Raw genomic sequence first — 14,959 nt, forward strand, 5'->3', positions numbered from 1 at the left:
CTACACCGGCGTTGCAGCCGCCGCGGCCGTGCCTGTGAACGCGGGCCCGCTCACCTCTCTGGCCTCGTATCCCCGGTTCACATCGAGCCCGGTGATGCGCCAATCGTGAGCCGGCAATGCGATGGGATGCACGATCCGCTCGAACGATCGCATCGGCCACGTCACGCCAAAGCGGCGCTCATGCTCGAAGGTGTCGACCTCTGCCACCGCCCCTTGCGTGTTGGCGAAGCCTTCCAGCGTGAAGCGCATTCGATGTACGAGCCCGTCGCCGCGGTCGATGCACAGGGCGACGCGGTCGGTGGCGACTCGGCCCAAGCCTGGCGATAACCAAACGTCGACGACATCGCAGACGCGGCCATCGACGCGCTCGGTGCCGCCCGACTGCATGCGCAGCCCGCGGTCGTTCAACCAGAGCGGTCCGAGCAGAAAGAGCCCATAGCCTTCGGCCACGAGGGCCGCCGCCTGCTGCGCAGCGTCATCGGCGCTGCGCACGCCGTTGAACCACACCGCAACCTCGCCTGCGTCGTCGGGCGCCGTGCCACCCCTGCGCCACCAGACGTGCTTGTTGCCCTTCGCCCCGGTGTAGGCCTGTGCCACGACAGCGGTCGAAGGCAGCAGCCTTTCTTGCGAACTGCCGCGATAGCCTTCGTCGACGACTTCGGGCTGGATGCGACCCACCAGCGGCCGCCACTTGCCGCTGTAGCTGACATTGATATCGGTCATCTGCCGGTATGCGGCAAGGCCGTGCGCCTCTGCGCTGTCACGCAGCCGCGATACGGCACCTGCATCGTTCGCTGGTGGCTGCACGAGCGGCAGCGGCGTGGTGCAACCGCCCACGAGCCATGGCAGTGTCAGCGCGCCGAGCAACGTCCTGCGGCTGATCGCGCGCGAGGCCATTGCGTGCGAGTTCGTCATCCCTTTTTCGCCCAGGCGCTGCACCATCCCTTGGCGCTCACCTGTTTGCCGGCGAAGAGCGGGCAAGCACCGTTCGCGTCGGCGGGCTTGCCCTGGTACAACGCGCAACTGCTGCACATCTGGCCGGCGGCGTACTTCGGAAATTTCTTCGCGTCGACTCGGCTGGCGTCTGCCACATAGCCAAGCGCTGCGGCCTGCGGATCTTTTTCATCAACGGCGGCTTGCGCCATGGCGTCGAGCCCGAAGCCAGTGGCTCCGGCGGAAATGGTCAGCAGAAAGATGCGGCGTGTGGTCTCGGTCTTGTTCATCGTGGTCTTTCGTGGTTGTGGGGAACTGGAACTGGCGGCTAGTAGCGCGCTCTCTGCTTCATTATTCATTTTCGTGAAACGATAATGAAGCGTTAAATGCTATTTTTCATATCGAATAACGATTCAATACCGCGTCATTCGAATTAGCGCCACAACGCATCGGCGGTCGAGCACGTTTTGGCGGCAACCCTACTTCGCCAGCGCCGCACCCCGCCACAACCGCACTGCCCGTTTCCAACGACACTGCCAATCCTTCGATAGCAGAATGGTTCTCATGCAAGAAGTCATTGAAGCCCTGGTGGACGAATCCGCCATAGTCGCCGCTGCCCATGCCCTGCGTGATGAAAGCGTCGCCATGCTGAGCGCGCTGGTCAAGCACCCTTCCCTGCTCGGCCACGAGAAGAGCGCGCAAAGCTTCATGGCCGAGCGCTTCGGCGAACTCGGCCTGCAAGTGGACGAGTTCGAGATCGACGAAGAAAAGCTGAAGGCGCACCCCGGCTATTCCCCTTCGATCGTCTCTTACGACGGCCGCACGAACGTGGTGGGCATCCACCGGCCGAGCGGCCGGTTCAAGGGCAACTCACTGATCTTCAACGGCCACATCGACGTAGTGCCGACGGGCGCCGAGGTGCTGTGGGAGGGCTCTCCGTTCTCCGGCCGGGTCGAAGGCGATCGCGTCTATGGCCGCGGCGCATCGGACATGAAGGCCGGCATCATCGCGTACACGATGGCGTTCAAGGCGCTCAAGTCGATCGGCCTGGAGCCCGCGTCTCCCGTGTACTTTCAGTCGGTGATCGAAGAAGAATGCACCGGCAACGGCGCCCTCGCGTGCCTGGTGGCCGGCTACCGCGCCGACGCCGCCGTCATCACCGAACCGATCTCCGAGAACGGCATCATGACCTGCCAGATGGGCGTGTTGTGGCTCGCCATCGAAGTGCTGGGCAAGCCGGTGCACGCCTCCGTCGCGCAAACCGGCGTGGGCGCCATCGACTTCACTCACTACCTTTTCGGCGAACTGAAAAAGCTCGAAGACAGATGGAACGCACCGAGCGCGCGCTACCGCTCCTTCGCGCACCACGACCATCCGGTCAACTTCAACCTCGGCAAGATCAACGGCGGCGAATGGGCATCGTCCGTGCCTTCAGCCTGTCGCGCAGACGTGCGGATCGGCTTCTATCCGGACATGAAGGTCGGCAAGGTCAAGGCCGAAGTCGAGGCGGTGCTCGCCGCCGCCTACGAGGCGCATCCCGCCCACGCTGCACTGAGCTACAAGATCGTCTACGAAGGCTTCCAGGCCGACGGATGCCACGTGCCGGACGACGCACCGATCGTTGTCGCCATCGCCAAGGCCCACAAAGACATCGTCGGCAAGGAAGCGACTTCAACGTCGTTCACCGGAACGACCGATGCCAAGTTTTTCAACCTCTACGGCGAGACGCCCGCCATCTGCTACGGCCCTTCGGGCGGCGCAAACATCCACGGCATCGACGAGTGGGTGTCGATCGACAGCATGATGCAGACGGTCGCGGTGCTGGCGGTGTTCATGGCACGGTGGTGTGGGGTGAATCGGTTGGGGTGAGCGAACGCAACACCACCGTCCTGAGCGGCGCGCGCCCACGGCAGAAAAGCGCCCGTTGGTGGACCCCTAGTGCGGTTGCGCACTCCGGCGAAGAGCGGTTCGTCGCCGGAGTTCGCGCACGAGCACTGAGCACAGGACTAGCCAAGCCGTGCCCCAGGCCGCTGCGGCGACCACGTCGCTGAAATAGTGGGCGCCGAGGTAGATGCGCGTCGTTGCCACCAACAGAACTGCCAGGCAGGCCGTCGCGTAAAGCGTCACCCGCCAGCCTAGCTTGGGCGTTCGCGTCGCGAGAAAGACGGCCAGCACGCCGTAGAGCAACGTTGCTGCCGTCACATGGCCGCTTGGAAAGCTATAGCTGGAAAGGCCCAGCAATGGCTCTTCGAGAATGGGGCGCCCGCGTTGAAAGATCTGCTTGAGCACCAGGTTTAACAACATGCCACCCGGCAGCACCAGAAGCAAGGTGAGGAGCCAGTACCCCTCTCGTCGCCACCCTAAGTAAACCGCGAACGCAAGGCCGATAGCGCTGATGGGAATGGCGTTATGGGCGTCAGTGACAAGCAACATCCAGCGCGTGACGCCGGCTGCCGAGTGCCGCTGAAACCAGTGCGTGATCATTTGATCGACCTTGACGAGCGGATCGCCGGTGACGACGTCTTCGGCCACCCCTGCGAAGAGCCACGTCGCGCCGATGAACAGCAGAACGCTCAAGGTCAGCCTCAGCCCCACTTCGCTGCTCGGGGACAGGCGGGCACGAGCGAAATCCAGTTGCGGCGCGAAACGCCGTATGGCGGCGGCGAGATGCGGCGACGCGAGTCGGTGTTTGATCCAGTCAATCACCGAAAACGAAGCGGGGCGAACCGCAGGCCGAGCAGCGTCAACACGCAGAACGCCGCTCCGGCGATGAATGTTGCTGGAGCACCCAAACCGTCCCACAGCAAGCCGGCGAGAACGCTGGCTACAAGCACAGCCAACCCGCTCATCAGGTTAAAGAAGCCAAACGCCGTGCCGCGCAGATGATCCGGTGCCGCGTCGGCAACCATCGTCGCGAGCAGGCCCTGCGTCATGCCCATGTGCAGGCCCCAAAGCGACACGCCCAACAGGACACTGACCCAGTGCGAGTTCGACGCAAGCACCAGGTCGGCAGCAATGAGTATCAACAGACCCATCGAAAGTAACGCTCGGTGGCTCATACGGTCGGAGAGCTTGCCGAACGGATAGGCCGATAGCGAGTAGACCAGGCTCATCACAACCATGACGAGCGGCACCCAGGCCATCCGGATCCCGCTCTGTTGCGCCCGTAGGACCAGAAATGCCTCGCTAAACCGGGCAAGAGTGAAGACTGCGCCCACTGCAACGACCCACCAGTAAGCGCGGTCGAGCTGGCGCAGGTTGTCTCGACGCAGAGGATTCGTCCGTTTCAAGCCGGCTTCACGCGCAGGCTCCCGGACGCCGACGCCCAGCAATGCGACGGACGCTATCGCAGGTATGACGGCGACCCAGAACACCGCCCGGAAGTCGTTTGACCAGGCGATCATCAGCCCCACTGCTACAAGGGGCCCGATGAATGCACCGACCGTATCGAGTGATTGGCGCAGACCGAAGGCCGCGCCTCGAAGTTGTGGCGGCGCGATATCGGCGACCAAGGCATCTCGCGGGGCGCCTCGCACCCCCTTGCCAACCCGGTCCACCAGTCGCGCCGTCAGGACCATGCCTGTGGTCTGGGCTATCGCAAATAAAGGCTTAGAACAAGCGCCCAACGCGTAGCCGGCAATGGCGAAAGGCTTGCGCCGGCCGAAGTAGTCGCAAAGCACGCCCGAAAAGACCTTCACCATCAAGGCTGTCGCCTCGCCCACGCCCTCCACCAAGCCGACCATGAAGGCACTTGCGCCAAGTGCAGACACCATGAATAACGGCAGCAGGCTGTGCACCATTTCCGAAGAGATGTCAGCCAAGAGGCTGACGAAACCGAGCGCCCAAATGCCTGCAGGCAGTCGCGTGGTGTTGATCGTCTCCGACGGAACTTCGTCTGTCGTCATCCTGGATGGCCTCTGGAGCCTTGTAAGGTGTTTCAGCGCGTGGTGGCCGACGCCGAACGATAACCCCGATAGGCGCCCTCAACTAAAGAGCTCCAAGGAAGGCGACCCCTCGTGCTGGCGCTCCGGCGCTCCCGCAATACCTGTGTATCCGCCGTCAACAGCGCCTGTCAGCAGCACTTACCTCTTTGCGACGCCTGGACGCGAGCCTGAAGCCGCCCTTCGCTAGCGTCGGCAACTGGCCGTTCAGCAATTTTGACGAAGGTCGGCTTCTCTTATTAATGCTGAAGGAACGCAACGGGCCCTGCTGCCGGCCACATTGATGGACGTACGACGGCTATCCGGCTTGAACCGGAAGTTCAACGCATATTGGCTAGCCAACAGACGCCTCGCGCAACCGCAGATGCGCGACCCCATCCCACGCGACAGGCAACTGATTCTTCGCCTGAAGATAGTGGTGCGTGAAGACCGCGAGGTACGCGTCTAGCGTTCGCTGCGCAATGTGCTCTCCCGCCAGATTCATGCAGAGCGCAGCCACTTCGCTGGTGCAGAAATGATCGTCGCGGCCGGAGCGGCGCAGCTTGTAGTGCGGTAACCGATCGGGCTGCAGACTGAGCACGGGCAATGGGTCGAGGTACGGGCTTTTCCCAAACATCTTGCGTGCCTCGGCCCAGGTGCCATCGAGCAGGATGAACAGCGGGCGCTTGACCGGTTCACCATCGGCGGCGCTGGACGGCGCCACTGCATGCACCACCCGCTCCGGCGCTGCGTACTGGCCTGGGAACACGACATAGGGTTGCCACTGCGGGTCGCTCAGCAAGGCCAGAAGTTCGGGGTCGGTTTCAGTGCGCGACCATCCGAATGCGAAGGTGTCGACCACCACATCGGCGATCAACCAGCCCGTGTTGCTCGGCTTGAGCGGCTCGATATCGGCCATGAGCAGGCACACGCCTGCACGCGTGACGACGGACGGACGCAATGCGCACATGCAGTGGCTGGCAACGAGACGGCAACCCGTGCAACGCTCACGCTTGAAACCACCACGGGCGAGGAAGGGTTTGGCACTGCGGGCCAGGCGCGCGGCGCGCAAGCGGGAGACGGCGTGAGGCATGCGGGGATTCTCAGGCGTCTTCGGCCCGTCAGAGAGCGCCATGTAGCATGAGCGATTGGAAAAAAGTCCGGGAAGTCAGAGACATATGGTGCAGAGAATTTGGGTGCGCGCAGCATTCGTTTTGGTTGCCGCAGTGAGTGCGATCGTGTTGGCAGGTTGCGCGAAGGATCAGCCAGCGAGCGTCAAGAGCGCCGCAAGCAAACAGAGCGGACCTCGGCAGGCGCCCGCAAAGCCGGGACCGTCGGAACAAGCCGCGCCGGCAACAGGCAACAGCAGCTTCGTGCGCCCCGCGGCGGGCAACACGATTGCAGGCTATGACGGGGTGCGCAACAAGGGCATCGACATCGACGGCAGCCGCGGTGATCCGGTTATCGCGGCTGCATCGGGGCGCGTCATGCTGGTCAGCAATTCGCTGCGGTCATACGGCACGATGATCATCATCAAGCACAACGCCAAGCTGATCACGGCCTATGCGCATCTGGATCGCGTGCTCGTGCGTGAGGACGAACAAGTCAAGCAAGGCCAAAAGATCGGCGACATGGGCAGCACGGGTACCGACCGCGTCAAGCTGCATTTCGAAGTCCGGAAGGATGGCGTTGCCACGAATCCAGCGCCGTATCTGCAAGGGAGATAAGCGACATCGATGTTGACGGTGTCGCCCCACTTCAGAATCTTGGCCGGAGACGGGATGACACAACACACCACATGGTTGACTGAGGTGAGGATGGTTTTAGGATCCTCCTGATACCCAGATACACCGCGCTGGTTGGCATGGCGTCGCACGTTCTCGATGTGGTCGTGGCAGATCCGTTCGAGCGTGTCCGTGCAGCGTTAAGCTGAAGCATGCCTCGCAGCCGCGCCGACCTTCATTTTCAGACGTCCGACAAGCGGCTGACTGCCGTTTGCGAGTTGCGCGCTCTCGACACGGTGTGTCATCCCTACGCAGCCTTGACCCAGCTTGCTGGAGACTCCGCACAGACCTTTGCGGAACAGGCCTCCGACGGCTGGCAGCGATGGGACGGCGAACTCAGGCGGACCGCACCCGATGCGCCCACGTCCCACGCGGTCATCGGTCGCTGCACTGTCTACTGCTTTCCATCGGACATGGAGCGCGACGAGTTTTGTCGCATGACCGGATCGAGGGCCGCGACGCTGGTACGGGTGTCGGCGACAGGGCGCTGATCAACGTCGGCGTTAGCGTCGAGTCGGCGAGTTCATTTGGGTGGTCCCCGCAGGCAGGCCCTGGATCGAAGAGCCCTGGGCTCGCGAACTGGAGGGCGGCGGCGTGCTGGGCGGAAATGCCGGCGCCACCTGCGGCTGCACAGGCGTCGAGCCCGCCCCACCCTGCGACTGCACACCTTTGCGTCCGACGCATGGCCGCCTCGGGTCGGAGCTGAAGGTGCCATCGGCACACTGCGCGGTCGTACCGGCGGGCGCGCCGCGGGTCGCTTGCGCGGACGCTTCGTTCACTGCACCCACGCAGAAAGCAGTTACTGCGTAGAACAACAAAAATCGATTCATACCTCACTGTATGGCAGCCACCGAATCACTTGCGCCGGCGTGGGCAAACGCATCCCCGCAAGCACACCAGGATGTTCCGACCGCGTGCGCGGGCGGTGTCGGGGCAAGATCGAGCATCTCCAACCCTCCTGAAAATCAACTGTGCTCACCATCCATCACCTCGGCAAATCCCAGTCGGAGCGCATTCTCTGGCTCTGCGAAGAACTCGGCCTCGACTACGACCTCGTACACCACGTCCGTGACCCAGTCACCGGCCTTGCCCCGCCCTCGCTCGTGGCTCTACATCCCATGGGCACCGCACCCGTCATCGAAGACGGCGAAATCGTCCTCGCGGAATCGGGCGCCATCATGGAATACATCATCGGCAGACATGGCGGCGGGCGCTTGATGCTCGCGCCTACGCACCCCGACTACGCGCAATATGTTTTCTGGTGGCACTACGCAAACGGCAATTTCCAGCCTGCGATGGGCCGCAACATGGTGATGAGTCGACTGAACCTGCCCGTAGACAACCCGATCGCCGCGCGCATCCGGAGTCGACTGCTCGATGCTTTCACGATGATGGAAATGCGGCTCGGCAAGACCCCTTTTCTGGCCGGCGAGAGCCTGACCGCCGCGGACATCATGATGGTCTTTTCGTTGACCACCATGCGTTACTTCTTCCCGTTCGATCTCGCGCCGTACCCCAATGTGCGCGCCTATCTGCAACGCGTGGCGGCCCGCCCGGCCTACCAGCGGGCGATGCAAAAAGGCGACCCCGGAATGAAGCTGCTTCTCGACTGACCAGGCAACTGACAAAGTGAAGGGCACAGCAAAAGTTCCGCCACTTTTGCCAACTAGTTCCTAAAAAATACGCCAACGCGTACCTTTGACCGACTTGGCGTGTTGCAGCCGCGTGACTACGCTCGAGGCTTGGTTCTCCAAGGTGGTTTCAAGGGCCACACTTCCAAAGGCCCGCCTCGCGCGGGCCTTTTTTTGTCCTCCACGAGCGGGGTGGTTCGTCGACAGCAACCCCGCGTACATTTACGGACCATGAAAAACGCTCTGCTCCTGATGTTGCTGCTTGGCACAGGCGCGATCGTCTTGCTGCTGGCAGGCCGCCTGATCGACGCACGCAAGCCGAAGGGCGGCCACTGGGACATCGCCATATCGGCGATCGTCATTGCAGCGATTGCGGCCGTCGGCATTTTTCTGTCGACAGATCACGACGACTTGCTCCGCTCTATCGCGAGCAGCAAACGCTGAAAGTCCGCGGCGAGACATCGGTAAGACCTCGGCGCCAAGCCTGCCAGGGCTCTTTTCTTTAAGCGTGCCCTAAGCCACGCGTGATTTAGTCGCTTGGACAATTTCGCAAGGAAAGAGGCTCCCATGTTCAAACGTCTGGTCATTCATCTCAGTCATCTCGCTCTGGCGCTCGCGCTGACCGTTCCGGTTCTTGCGCTGGCACAGGCCGAAACCGCCGCGACCCGCGCTCGTGAGCCTTCCATCGACGAGATCTACAAGGCGGCGGAGAGCGGAAAACTCTCCGAAGCCGACAGCATGATCGCCACGGTGCTAACGGCGCATCCGGGCAGCGCCAAAGCTCATTTCGTACACGCGGAACTGCTCGCCAAAGAAGGCAAGCTCGGGGCGGCGAAGACAGCCTACGCCAGGGCCGAGGCGCTGGCGCCAGGCCTGCCTTTTGCCAAGCCAGAAGCGGTTGCAGGCTTACTCCAGCGGATCGATGGACCAGCGTCCGCAGCGCGGCCCGCGTCCACAAAGGTGGTCGAATCACAGAGCGTCGCGTCGTCCGGTCTCGGCGCACCGGCCAAGACAGGCATCGTGGTGCTGCTGATCGCGGCAGGCTTCTTCATGTTCAAGCGAATTTCGGGTGCAAGGCCTGGTGCGAGCGGTGCACCCGGTGCGCCGGGCAGTGCGCCGGTCACTGCGCAAACGGGCTACCCGAATCCTTCGTATGGCGGCGTTCCGGCTGGCTACGCACCGGGATCGACGGCACAACCCAACTACCCCTATGCCACACCGGCGCCCGCCGCGCCATCGGCAACTTCCGGCCTGGGTGGCGCGTTGATGACGGGCGCCGCCGTTGGCTTGGGCGCGGTCGCAGTCGAGCAAGCCGTGCGGCACTTCAGCCAACGCGACAGGTCTGACGACATAGCCGAAAAACGTCGCGATCAGCCTGCTTTCGACAACAATCTCGGACCGGATACCAATGCAGACATGGGCGGCTCCGACTTCGGAATTTCCGATGCCGGCTCATGGGACAGTGGCGGTGGCGGTGGCGGTGGCGGCGATTCCAGCAGCGACTGGTGAGTCGCTTGCGTCGCTTACGTCGCTTACGTCGCTTAACAGCGAAACAGCACCAGCGCATCATCTTCTTTGAGGACGTCTTGAACCGACGAACGGGCACCACGAAAGCCAGGTAAAAAGCATCATTGACCAATGGTGCTGACCCTTCAATTCCTGTCGGTGGACGACAAGATCCAGGCCGATTGCCGCTCTGGCTCACTGAAGACCGACATTTACGAACACGTCGCGATCTTCGTCGGCCACCACCTCGATCGAGCACACGCCGCAATGCTCAGAGCGTCGCGCTGCGAGTTGGTGGAAGGCCGGTATGCCCGGTATACGGGCGATGTCTATCGGCCAGCACACGGCGACCCGGTCGAAGTTGGTCAATGCTTGGTCGGCGTCTTTCCGACAGCGGGCGATCGCGATGCCTTCACATTGCTTTCCGGTGCGCACCGTGCCTACTTTGCCCGGGCTATTGCGCAACTCGATTGATTGACTGATTAGTAGCCGAGCAGGCGTCCCAGCGTATCCCCATATACAGCGTTGCCACGTCGGCGTTCATGTGCGGTTCCCTCGACCTCAGCTCGACTGTCATTTCATGTAGGAACGAAGCACGGAGACGATGGCCTCGACGTCTTCCATACGGTCATGCGATGCGTCGCTCCCTGGCCCTATGTGTTCGCGGAGATGCCCTTCGAGCACTTGCGACATAAGGCCTTTCACCGCCCCGCGGATCGCCGCGATCTGCTGCAGCACCGCCATGCATTCGGTGCCGGCTTCAAGTGCGCGCTCCAGTGCCTCTGCCTGGCCTTTGATGCGCCTGACGCGTGCGAGCAAGGGCTTTTTGTCGGTGATCGTGTGTGCCATGGTGCATTGTAAAAGGCACCGAGGGAATACTGGGGTAGAGTATGTGAATGCAAACAGACGACGCCGCCCAGTCACCTTTGAGCTGGCAGCACTCCCACGCTTTCGACGAAGGCAATCCACTCGCCGAACGCCTGACCAAGTGGGTAGTCGTTTTGACCGCCGTGATGATGGTGGTCGAAATCGCAGGCGGCTGGACCTTCAACTCCATGGCCCTGCTGGCAGATGGATGGCACATGAGCTCGCATACGCTGGCGTTGGGTTTGTCGGTCATCGCATATGCAGCAGCACGGCGCTTTTCTAGCGACAGTCGCTTCGCTTTCGGCACCTGGAAAATCGAAGTGCTCGGCGGTTTCAGCAGCGCGATCCTGCTGACGCTGGTCGCGGCGCTGATGCTCTACCAATCGGTCGAGCGGCTGGCCTCGCCGACCACGATTCATTACGACGAAGCCATCGCGATCGGCGTGGTCGGCTTGCTGGTCAACCTCGCTTGCGCGTGGCTGCTACGCGGCGGTCATCAGCACGAACACCACGGTCACGGTCACAACGACGCCCATGGTCATGCGCATCACCAGGACCTGAACCTTCGCTCCGCCTACGTGCATGTGGTGGCCGATGCCGCGACGTCCGTGCTGGCCATCGTCGCGCTGTTCGGCGGCAAGTTGTGGGGCGCAGCGTGGCTCGACCCCGTCATGGGAATCGTCGGTGCCGGGCTGGTGGCAGTGTGGGCCTACGGGCTGATGCGCGATTCAGGTCGGGTGCTGCTGGATGCAGAAATGAACGCGCCTGTGGTGCAGGAGATTCGGGAGGTGATCGATGCCAGTCCGGTCAAGGCGACGTTGTGCGACCTGCATGTCTGGCGCGTCGGCAAAGGCAAGTACGCCTGCATCGTCTCGCTCGCGACGACGGCGGCTGTCGAGCCAGACTTTTTTAAGCAGCAGCTGCGCGTCCATGAAGAGCTGGTTCACATCACAGTCGAAGTCAACCGCGTGGAACACCGTGTTGCTGACGTGGCTCATCGCCCGATCGCGTCCTGAGCTTTCTCCGACGACTCAACGCTGCTGACCCCAGCGCCGAACGGTCAGCCGCTCGAGCGTCGCGGCCGGCAATGCGATGCGATGCGATGCGGTCCTTGTCGGTGAAATCTGCGATGGTCTTGACCGCAGGGTTGTTGCTCACCAGGTAGTACGGAAAGTGGCCTAGCGACGCCATGCGCTTCACGTTTTGTTTGCCCTTGGTCCGGTCCCTGTTGCCTGACAGCAAGGCGTCGTTGATGGCCGCGCCAACCGACAGCTTGATCCACTCGACCTTGGCGTCGAACTCGCGAGACGAAGTGCGCAGCGACCTGGGGGCGAGCAGCTACCTTGGCGTGTCGCCAATGACCGTGGTGCGATAGAGCTTCCGACGAATGTTGTCCGCCGTACCAGCCGCCAGATGCATCAACGAACGGTTGTCCCAGAACACCAGGTCGTGCGGCTTCCACGCGTGGCGATAGACGAACTCGGACTTCACGCTGTGAGCGAACAGCTCGCCCAGCAGTGCGTCGCTTTCATCTTGCGGCAGGCCGACGATGCGGGTCGTGAAATGCTCGCTTACGAACAGCGCCTTGCGGCCCGTTTCGGGGTGGGTGCGAACCACCGGCTGCACCGCAGGGGCGACCTGATCGATCTGTGCCTGCGACAGCTTCGGCCGCCAGGGATTCTTCGCACGCAGGTCTTCGTACTTGGCGAGGTAGCTGTGCTCGGCCTTCAAATGCAAGACCTTTTGCTGGAGCTTCGGGCTCAATGCTTCCCACGCCAGATGTTGATCGGCGAACAGCGTGTCTCCCCCTTCCGCTGGCAATTCCTGCGCATGCAACAGCGAACCCAGGCTCGGCTTCGGCTTGTATGAAATGTCGGAGTGCCAGTACACACCGGCGTCGCCAAGCCCGATCGGCTCGTCGTTTTCCTTGATGTTCGAAACGATCAGGATCTCGGGATGATTCTTCAGATGGAACTGGTGCAGCACATGAATCTCGAGAGGGCCGAATCGGCGGCTGAACTCGATTTGCGCTTCAGGTGAAACGTTCTGGTCGCGAAACACCACCACGTGATGATCCAGGTGCGCGCGATGGATGCGCGCAAAGTCCACCGCGTCAATCGGTTTGGAAATATCGAGCCCGACGATCTCGGCGCCGACAGGTGCGTCGAAGCGCCGGACTTCGAAAGCTTGCGATGGGATCGAGTCGGCCGCCGAATCGGTCGATGTTGCCGTTGGCATAGTTGGTGGGACTGTAGCAATGGCGGTCATGCGAGTCTTGTTCTTCAAACGAGACCCTTACTTTAGGTTTGCACCCGGCAAACACGAACGATTGATTTCTTGGTTGCTTATGAGAAATCGGTTGATTGAAAACCGATCGGCCGCCCTGGGGCGCAACCGTTGGTCGAGCCGAAGAGCGCCTCGGAAGCAGCGCGCCAACCGGTGGTGTCCGGGCTGTCGTTCCAACGCAGTCCATCCGACCGTGTGCCGACTCGATGTGCGCCATGTCTGACTCAGGGTCTCTGCGGGCGCCTTCACGCGTCTGCGCCCCTCCGGCAATGATCGGCTCAACGAAATATTTGGCCTCGAAATTCCATGAAGTTGCGCACGTCGAACACCCTCCGCACCACACTCCCGGTTGCCGTGCTGGCCCTCGCAGCGATCGCGCTGCTTGCCGCATGCGCCACCTCCCCTTCTGCGGGCCGAAGCCCTGTCGCGCTGGCACCCAAGGTGGACTTGCCGCGGTTCATGGGCGACTGGTATGTCATCGCGAACATTCCGACATTCCTGGAAAAGGGCGCGCACAACGCCAAAGACAGCTACCGGCTCGATGCCGACGGCACCATTCCGACCACCTTCAGCTTCAACGCCGATGCGCCAGACGGGCCGCGCAAAAGCTACGGCTCGCGTGGCTTCGTGATGGATGGTGGAGCGAACGCGGTGTGGGGCCAGCAGTACGTGTGGCCGATCAAGGCGGACTACCGAATCTCTTACGTTTCGCCGGATTACACACAAACGGTGATCACCCGCGACAAGCGAGACTACGTGTGGATCATGGCGCGCACGCCGACGATCCCGGAAGCTGACCTGGCGCGCCTGATCGCATTCGTCGGAAGCCAGGGCTACGACGTCGACAAGCTGCAGCGCGTGCCGCAGGTCGCAATCAAGTGAGGCGCACCGCGTTTGACGATGCCGTACCGGTGATTCAGTTCGGGTAGAAAGCTTGCCGGCGGTCGTTTCGCGCCGGCGATTTGCCCGCCGAGTGCTCCGGCGAACGGCCCCAGAAGCGTGGTGTCATCACAGTTGCAAAAGCCGCAATGCGCGGGTCCCGGGCACGGCCTCCAGTGGCGGCCATCTCTATCAGGGCGGCGTATTCGGACGTATCGGTGTCAGGAATCTGCATGCCCCGATGCTAGGCCGTTCTTCTCACCAATCCTCTCCTCCGACTGCCGGGGCGTACGCATAGCGCGTTTTACGTCACACATTTGTCGGAATGTTGGTCGCCGGGGCTCGACGAACCATAGGTCAAAGCCCTACGGATCCACCCCGTGCGGGCCGACACGTCGTGAGGTCGTCTCGCCGCCAAACTGACATCCACGGGCGACAAGGTGTCTCCCTGTCATTCAATAGAGGTGTTTCATGAATCCAGACAACGTCAAATCCCCATCGCAACTCGCCGATGAAGCTCGTGGAACTGCAGGCGACGCGCTCGACACCGCAAAGAATTTTGCGCAAGCCTCCCGCGCTGTCAGTGACGACGCACTGAGTTCGGTAAAGGACTCTCTGCAGGACAGCGCCGATGACGCAAAGGTGCTCGGCCACGATGCAGCCAGCGCAGCCCGCAGTTATGTGCGCGACGCACGGCAAACCGGGAAGGATGCGATTGAAACAGGCCGCGCCTACGCGAAGGACGCCGTCAACGCCGCCGGAAAAAAAGTTGCCGACATCAAGGATCAGTTGTCGACCGCGCGCAAGCAAAGCGAGCAATACATCATGGACCAGCCGGTGCGCGCGACCTTGATCGCAGCGGCAGGCGGTGCGGTGCTGACAGCGCTGCTCGTGTCGTTCATGCGAAAGAGCGACCGTCGGTAGTCGTTAGCTTCCGGGAAGCCGCGCGCGCGAGTGCCGCGGCGACCCGATTTCGTCGGCCGACGGTATCGGAACGCATTGAACCGAGCCGTGCTACCCACGATGAGCGACTTTCTGGTCCTGTGGTTTGCAGACGCGAGAAATCGCGCGTGAGGGACACTGCCCGCGCCGACGCGCCGCAAGGTCCGAACACGAGGCAAGATACGGGCGAAACCAAGCCTGGATCACAGAA

18 protein-coding genes and 1 pseudogene are annotated in these 14,959 nt (G+C 62.2%); 10 read left to right on the top strand and 9 right to left on the bottom strand.

Annotated features, from left to right (window positions below; all coding sequences use genetic code 11):
• The gene (locus RCH10_RS15150; protein WP_409053013.1) at positions 1–915 is read right to left on the bottom strand and encodes a hypothetical protein; all 915 of its coding nucleotides are present in this window, start codon (positions 913–915) and stop codon (positions 1–3) included.
• A complete protein-coding gene (locus RCH10_RS15155; protein ID WP_323498254.1) occupies positions 912–1,223 on the bottom strand; it encodes a high-potential iron-sulfur protein in 312 nt (103 codons plus the stop codon). Before RCH10_RS15155 ends, RCH10_RS15150 begins: the two co-directional genes overlap by 4 nt.
• Positions 1,224–1,497: 274 nt before the next feature.
• On the opposite strand from RCH10_RS15155, the gene RCH10_RS15160 reads away from it, so the two are divergent.
• On the top strand, positions 1,498–2,802 hold the full coding sequence (locus tag RCH10_RS15160; RefSeq protein ID WP_409053014.1) for an ArgE/DapE family deacylase: 1,305 nt from the start codon (positions 1,498–1,500) through the stop codon (positions 2,800–2,802).
• 66 nt (positions 2,803–2,868) lie between these two features.
• Here the strand turns inward: RCH10_RS15160 and RCH10_RS15165 are convergent, their stop codons facing one another.
• The 3 genes from RCH10_RS15165 to RCH10_RS15175 all read right to left on the bottom strand — a co-directional run bounded on the left by RCH10_RS15165 (position 2,869) and on the right by RCH10_RS15175 (position 5,946).
• The gene (locus RCH10_RS15165; protein ID WP_409053015.1) at positions 2,869–3,639 is read right to left on the bottom strand and encodes a phosphatase PAP2 family protein; all 771 of its coding nucleotides are present in this window, start codon (positions 3,637–3,639) and stop codon (positions 2,869–2,871) included.
• A complete protein-coding gene (locus RCH10_RS15170) occupies positions 3,636–4,838 on the bottom strand; it encodes an MFS transporter (RefSeq protein ID WP_409053016.1) in 1,203 nt (400 codons plus the stop codon). Before RCH10_RS15170 ends, RCH10_RS15165 begins: the two co-directional genes overlap by 4 nt.
• Before the next feature lie 370 nt (positions 4,839–5,208).
• Complete coding sequence (locus tag RCH10_RS15175) at positions 5,209–5,946, bottom strand: tRNA-uridine aminocarboxypropyltransferase (RefSeq protein WP_409053017.1); 738 nt, start codon at positions 5,944–5,946, stop codon at positions 5,209–5,211.
• A gap of 280 nt (positions 5,947–6,226) precedes the next feature.
• On the opposite strand from RCH10_RS15175, the gene RCH10_RS15180 reads away from it, so the two are divergent.
• The 6 genes from RCH10_RS15180 to RCH10_RS15205 all read left to right on the top strand — a co-directional run bounded on the left by RCH10_RS15180 (position 6,227) and on the right by RCH10_RS15205 (position 10,248).
• The gene (locus RCH10_RS15180) at positions 6,227–6,580 is read left to right on the top strand and encodes a peptidoglycan DD-metalloendopeptidase family protein (protein ID WP_409053018.1); all 354 of its coding nucleotides are present in this window, start codon (positions 6,227–6,229) and stop codon (positions 6,578–6,580) included.
• A 209-nt stretch (positions 6,581–6,789) separates the two neighbouring features.
• Positions 6,790–7,128: a hypothetical protein gene (locus RCH10_RS15185; RefSeq protein ID WP_409053019.1), complete on the top strand. Its 339-nt coding sequence runs from the start codon at positions 6,790–6,792 to the stop codon at positions 7,126–7,128.
• 480 nt (positions 7,129–7,608) lie between these two features.
• A complete protein-coding gene (locus RCH10_RS15190; protein WP_409053020.1) occupies positions 7,609–8,250 on the top strand; it encodes a glutathione S-transferase family protein in 642 nt (213 codons plus the stop codon).
• Between the two features lie 249 nt (positions 8,251–8,499).
• Complete coding sequence (locus RCH10_RS15195) at positions 8,500–8,712, top strand: hypothetical protein (RefSeq protein WP_409053021.1); 213 nt, start codon at positions 8,500–8,502, stop codon at positions 8,710–8,712.
• Between the two features lie 123 nt (positions 8,713–8,835).
• A complete protein-coding gene (locus RCH10_RS15200; protein ID WP_409053022.1) occupies positions 8,836–9,777 on the top strand; it encodes a hypothetical protein in 942 nt (313 codons plus the stop codon).
• Between the two features lie 129 nt (positions 9,778–9,906).
• The gene (locus RCH10_RS15205; protein ID WP_323498243.1) at positions 9,907–10,248 is read left to right on the top strand and encodes a hypothetical protein; all 342 of its coding nucleotides are present in this window, start codon (positions 9,907–9,909) and stop codon (positions 10,246–10,248) included.
• Between the two features lie 99 nt (positions 10,249–10,347).
• Here RCH10_RS15205 and RCH10_RS15210 read toward each other — a convergent pair whose 3' ends face one another.
• Positions 10,348–10,623: a metal/formaldehyde-sensitive transcriptional repressor gene (locus RCH10_RS15210; protein ID WP_323498242.1), complete on the bottom strand. Its 276-nt coding sequence runs from the start codon at positions 10,621–10,623 to the stop codon at positions 10,348–10,350.
• A gap of 47 nt (positions 10,624–10,670) precedes the next feature.
• On the opposite strand from RCH10_RS15210, the gene dmeF reads away from it, so the two are divergent.
• Positions 10,671–11,657 (top strand): CDF family Co(II)/Ni(II) efflux transporter DmeF, encoded by a 987-nt coding sequence (dmeF, locus tag RCH10_RS15215; protein ID WP_409053023.1) that lies wholly within the window; start codon positions 10,671–10,673, stop codon positions 11,655–11,657.
• Between the two features lie 82 nt (positions 11,658–11,739).
• Here dmeF and RCH10_RS15220 read toward each other — a convergent pair.
• Positions 11,740–11,937: pseudogene (locus RCH10_RS15220) on the bottom strand (ABC transporter substrate-binding protein); the annotation flags it as partial.
• A 42-nt stretch (positions 11,938–11,979) separates the two neighbouring features.
• A complete protein-coding gene (locus RCH10_RS15225; protein ID WP_409053079.1) occupies positions 11,980–12,879 on the bottom strand; it encodes a TauD/TfdA dioxygenase family protein in 900 nt (299 codons plus the stop codon).
• A 354-nt stretch (positions 12,880–13,233) separates the two neighbouring features.
• On the opposite strand from RCH10_RS15225, the gene RCH10_RS15230 reads away from it, so the two are divergent.
• Entirely contained in the window at positions 13,234–13,809 is a 576-nt protein-coding gene (locus RCH10_RS15230) for a lipocalin family protein (RefSeq protein ID WP_409053024.1), read from the top strand.
• A 34-nt stretch (positions 13,810–13,843) separates the two neighbouring features.
• Here RCH10_RS15230 and RCH10_RS15235 read toward each other — a convergent pair whose 3' ends face one another.
• Positions 13,844–14,041: a hypothetical protein gene (locus RCH10_RS15235; protein ID WP_409053025.1), complete on the bottom strand. Its 198-nt coding sequence runs from the start codon at positions 14,039–14,041 to the stop codon at positions 13,844–13,846.
• A gap of 236 nt (positions 14,042–14,277) precedes the next feature.
• Between RCH10_RS15235 and RCH10_RS15240 the strand changes: the two genes are divergently transcribed.
• A complete protein-coding gene (locus RCH10_RS15240; RefSeq protein ID WP_323498238.1) occupies positions 14,278–14,730 on the top strand; it encodes a hypothetical protein in 453 nt (150 codons plus the stop codon).
• Positions 14,731–14,959: the final 229 nt, after the last annotated feature.

Source organism: Variovorax sp. GrIS 2.14 (assembly GCF_046115955.1).
Classification (GTDB): domain Bacteria; phylum Pseudomonadota; class Gammaproteobacteria; order Burkholderiales; family Burkholderiaceae_C; genus Variovorax.

Bases quoted from the DNA above. Each gene is read 5' to 3' on its own strand.
- RCH10_RS15150 (WP_409053013.1), bottom strand. From the start codon at position 915: ATGACGAACTCGCACGCAATGGCCTCGCGCGCGATCAGCCGCAGGACG.
- RCH10_RS15155 (WP_323498254.1), bottom strand. From the start codon at position 1,223: ATGAACAAGACCGAGACCACACGCCGCATCTTTCTGCTGACCATTTCC.
- RCH10_RS15160 (WP_409053014.1), top strand. From the start codon at position 1,498: ATGCAAGAAGTCATTGAAGCCCTGGTGGACGAATCCGCCATAGTCGCC.
- RCH10_RS15170 (WP_409053016.1), bottom strand. From the start codon at position 4,838: ATGACGACAGACGAAGTTCCGTCGGAGACGATCAACACCACGCGACTG.
- RCH10_RS15175 (WP_409053017.1), bottom strand. From the start codon at position 5,946: ATGCCTCACGCCGTCTCCCGCTTGCGCGCCGCGCGCCTGGCCCGCAGT.
- RCH10_RS15185 (WP_409053019.1), top strand. From the start codon at position 6,790: ATGCCTCGCAGCCGCGCCGACCTTCATTTTCAGACGTCCGACAAGCGG.
- RCH10_RS15195 (WP_409053021.1), top strand. From the start codon at position 8,500: ATGAAAAACGCTCTGCTCCTGATGTTGCTGCTTGGCACAGGCGCGATC.
- RCH10_RS15200 (WP_409053022.1), top strand. From the start codon at position 8,836: ATGTTCAAACGTCTGGTCATTCATCTCAGTCATCTCGCTCTGGCGCTC.
- RCH10_RS15205 (WP_323498243.1), top strand. From the start codon at position 9,907: ATGGTGCTGACCCTTCAATTCCTGTCGGTGGACGACAAGATCCAGGCC.
- RCH10_RS15210 (WP_323498242.1), bottom strand. From the start codon at position 10,623: ATGGCACACACGATCACCGACAAAAAGCCCTTGCTCGCACGCGTCAGG.
- dmeF (WP_409053023.1), top strand. From the start codon at position 10,671: ATGCAAACAGACGACGCCGCCCAGTCACCTTTGAGCTGGCAGCACTCC.
- RCH10_RS15225 (WP_409053079.1), bottom strand. From the start codon at position 12,879: ATGCCAACGGCAACATCGACCGATTCGGCGGCCGACTCGATCCCATCG.
- RCH10_RS15230 (WP_409053024.1), top strand. From the start codon at position 13,234: ATGAAGTTGCGCACGTCGAACACCCTCCGCACCACACTCCCGGTTGCC.
- RCH10_RS15235 (WP_409053025.1), bottom strand. From the start codon at position 14,041: ATGCAGATTCCTGACACCGATACGTCCGAATACGCCGCCCTGATAGAG.
- RCH10_RS15240 (WP_323498238.1), top strand. From the start codon at position 14,278: ATGAATCCAGACAACGTCAAATCCCCATCGCAACTCGCCGATGAAGCT.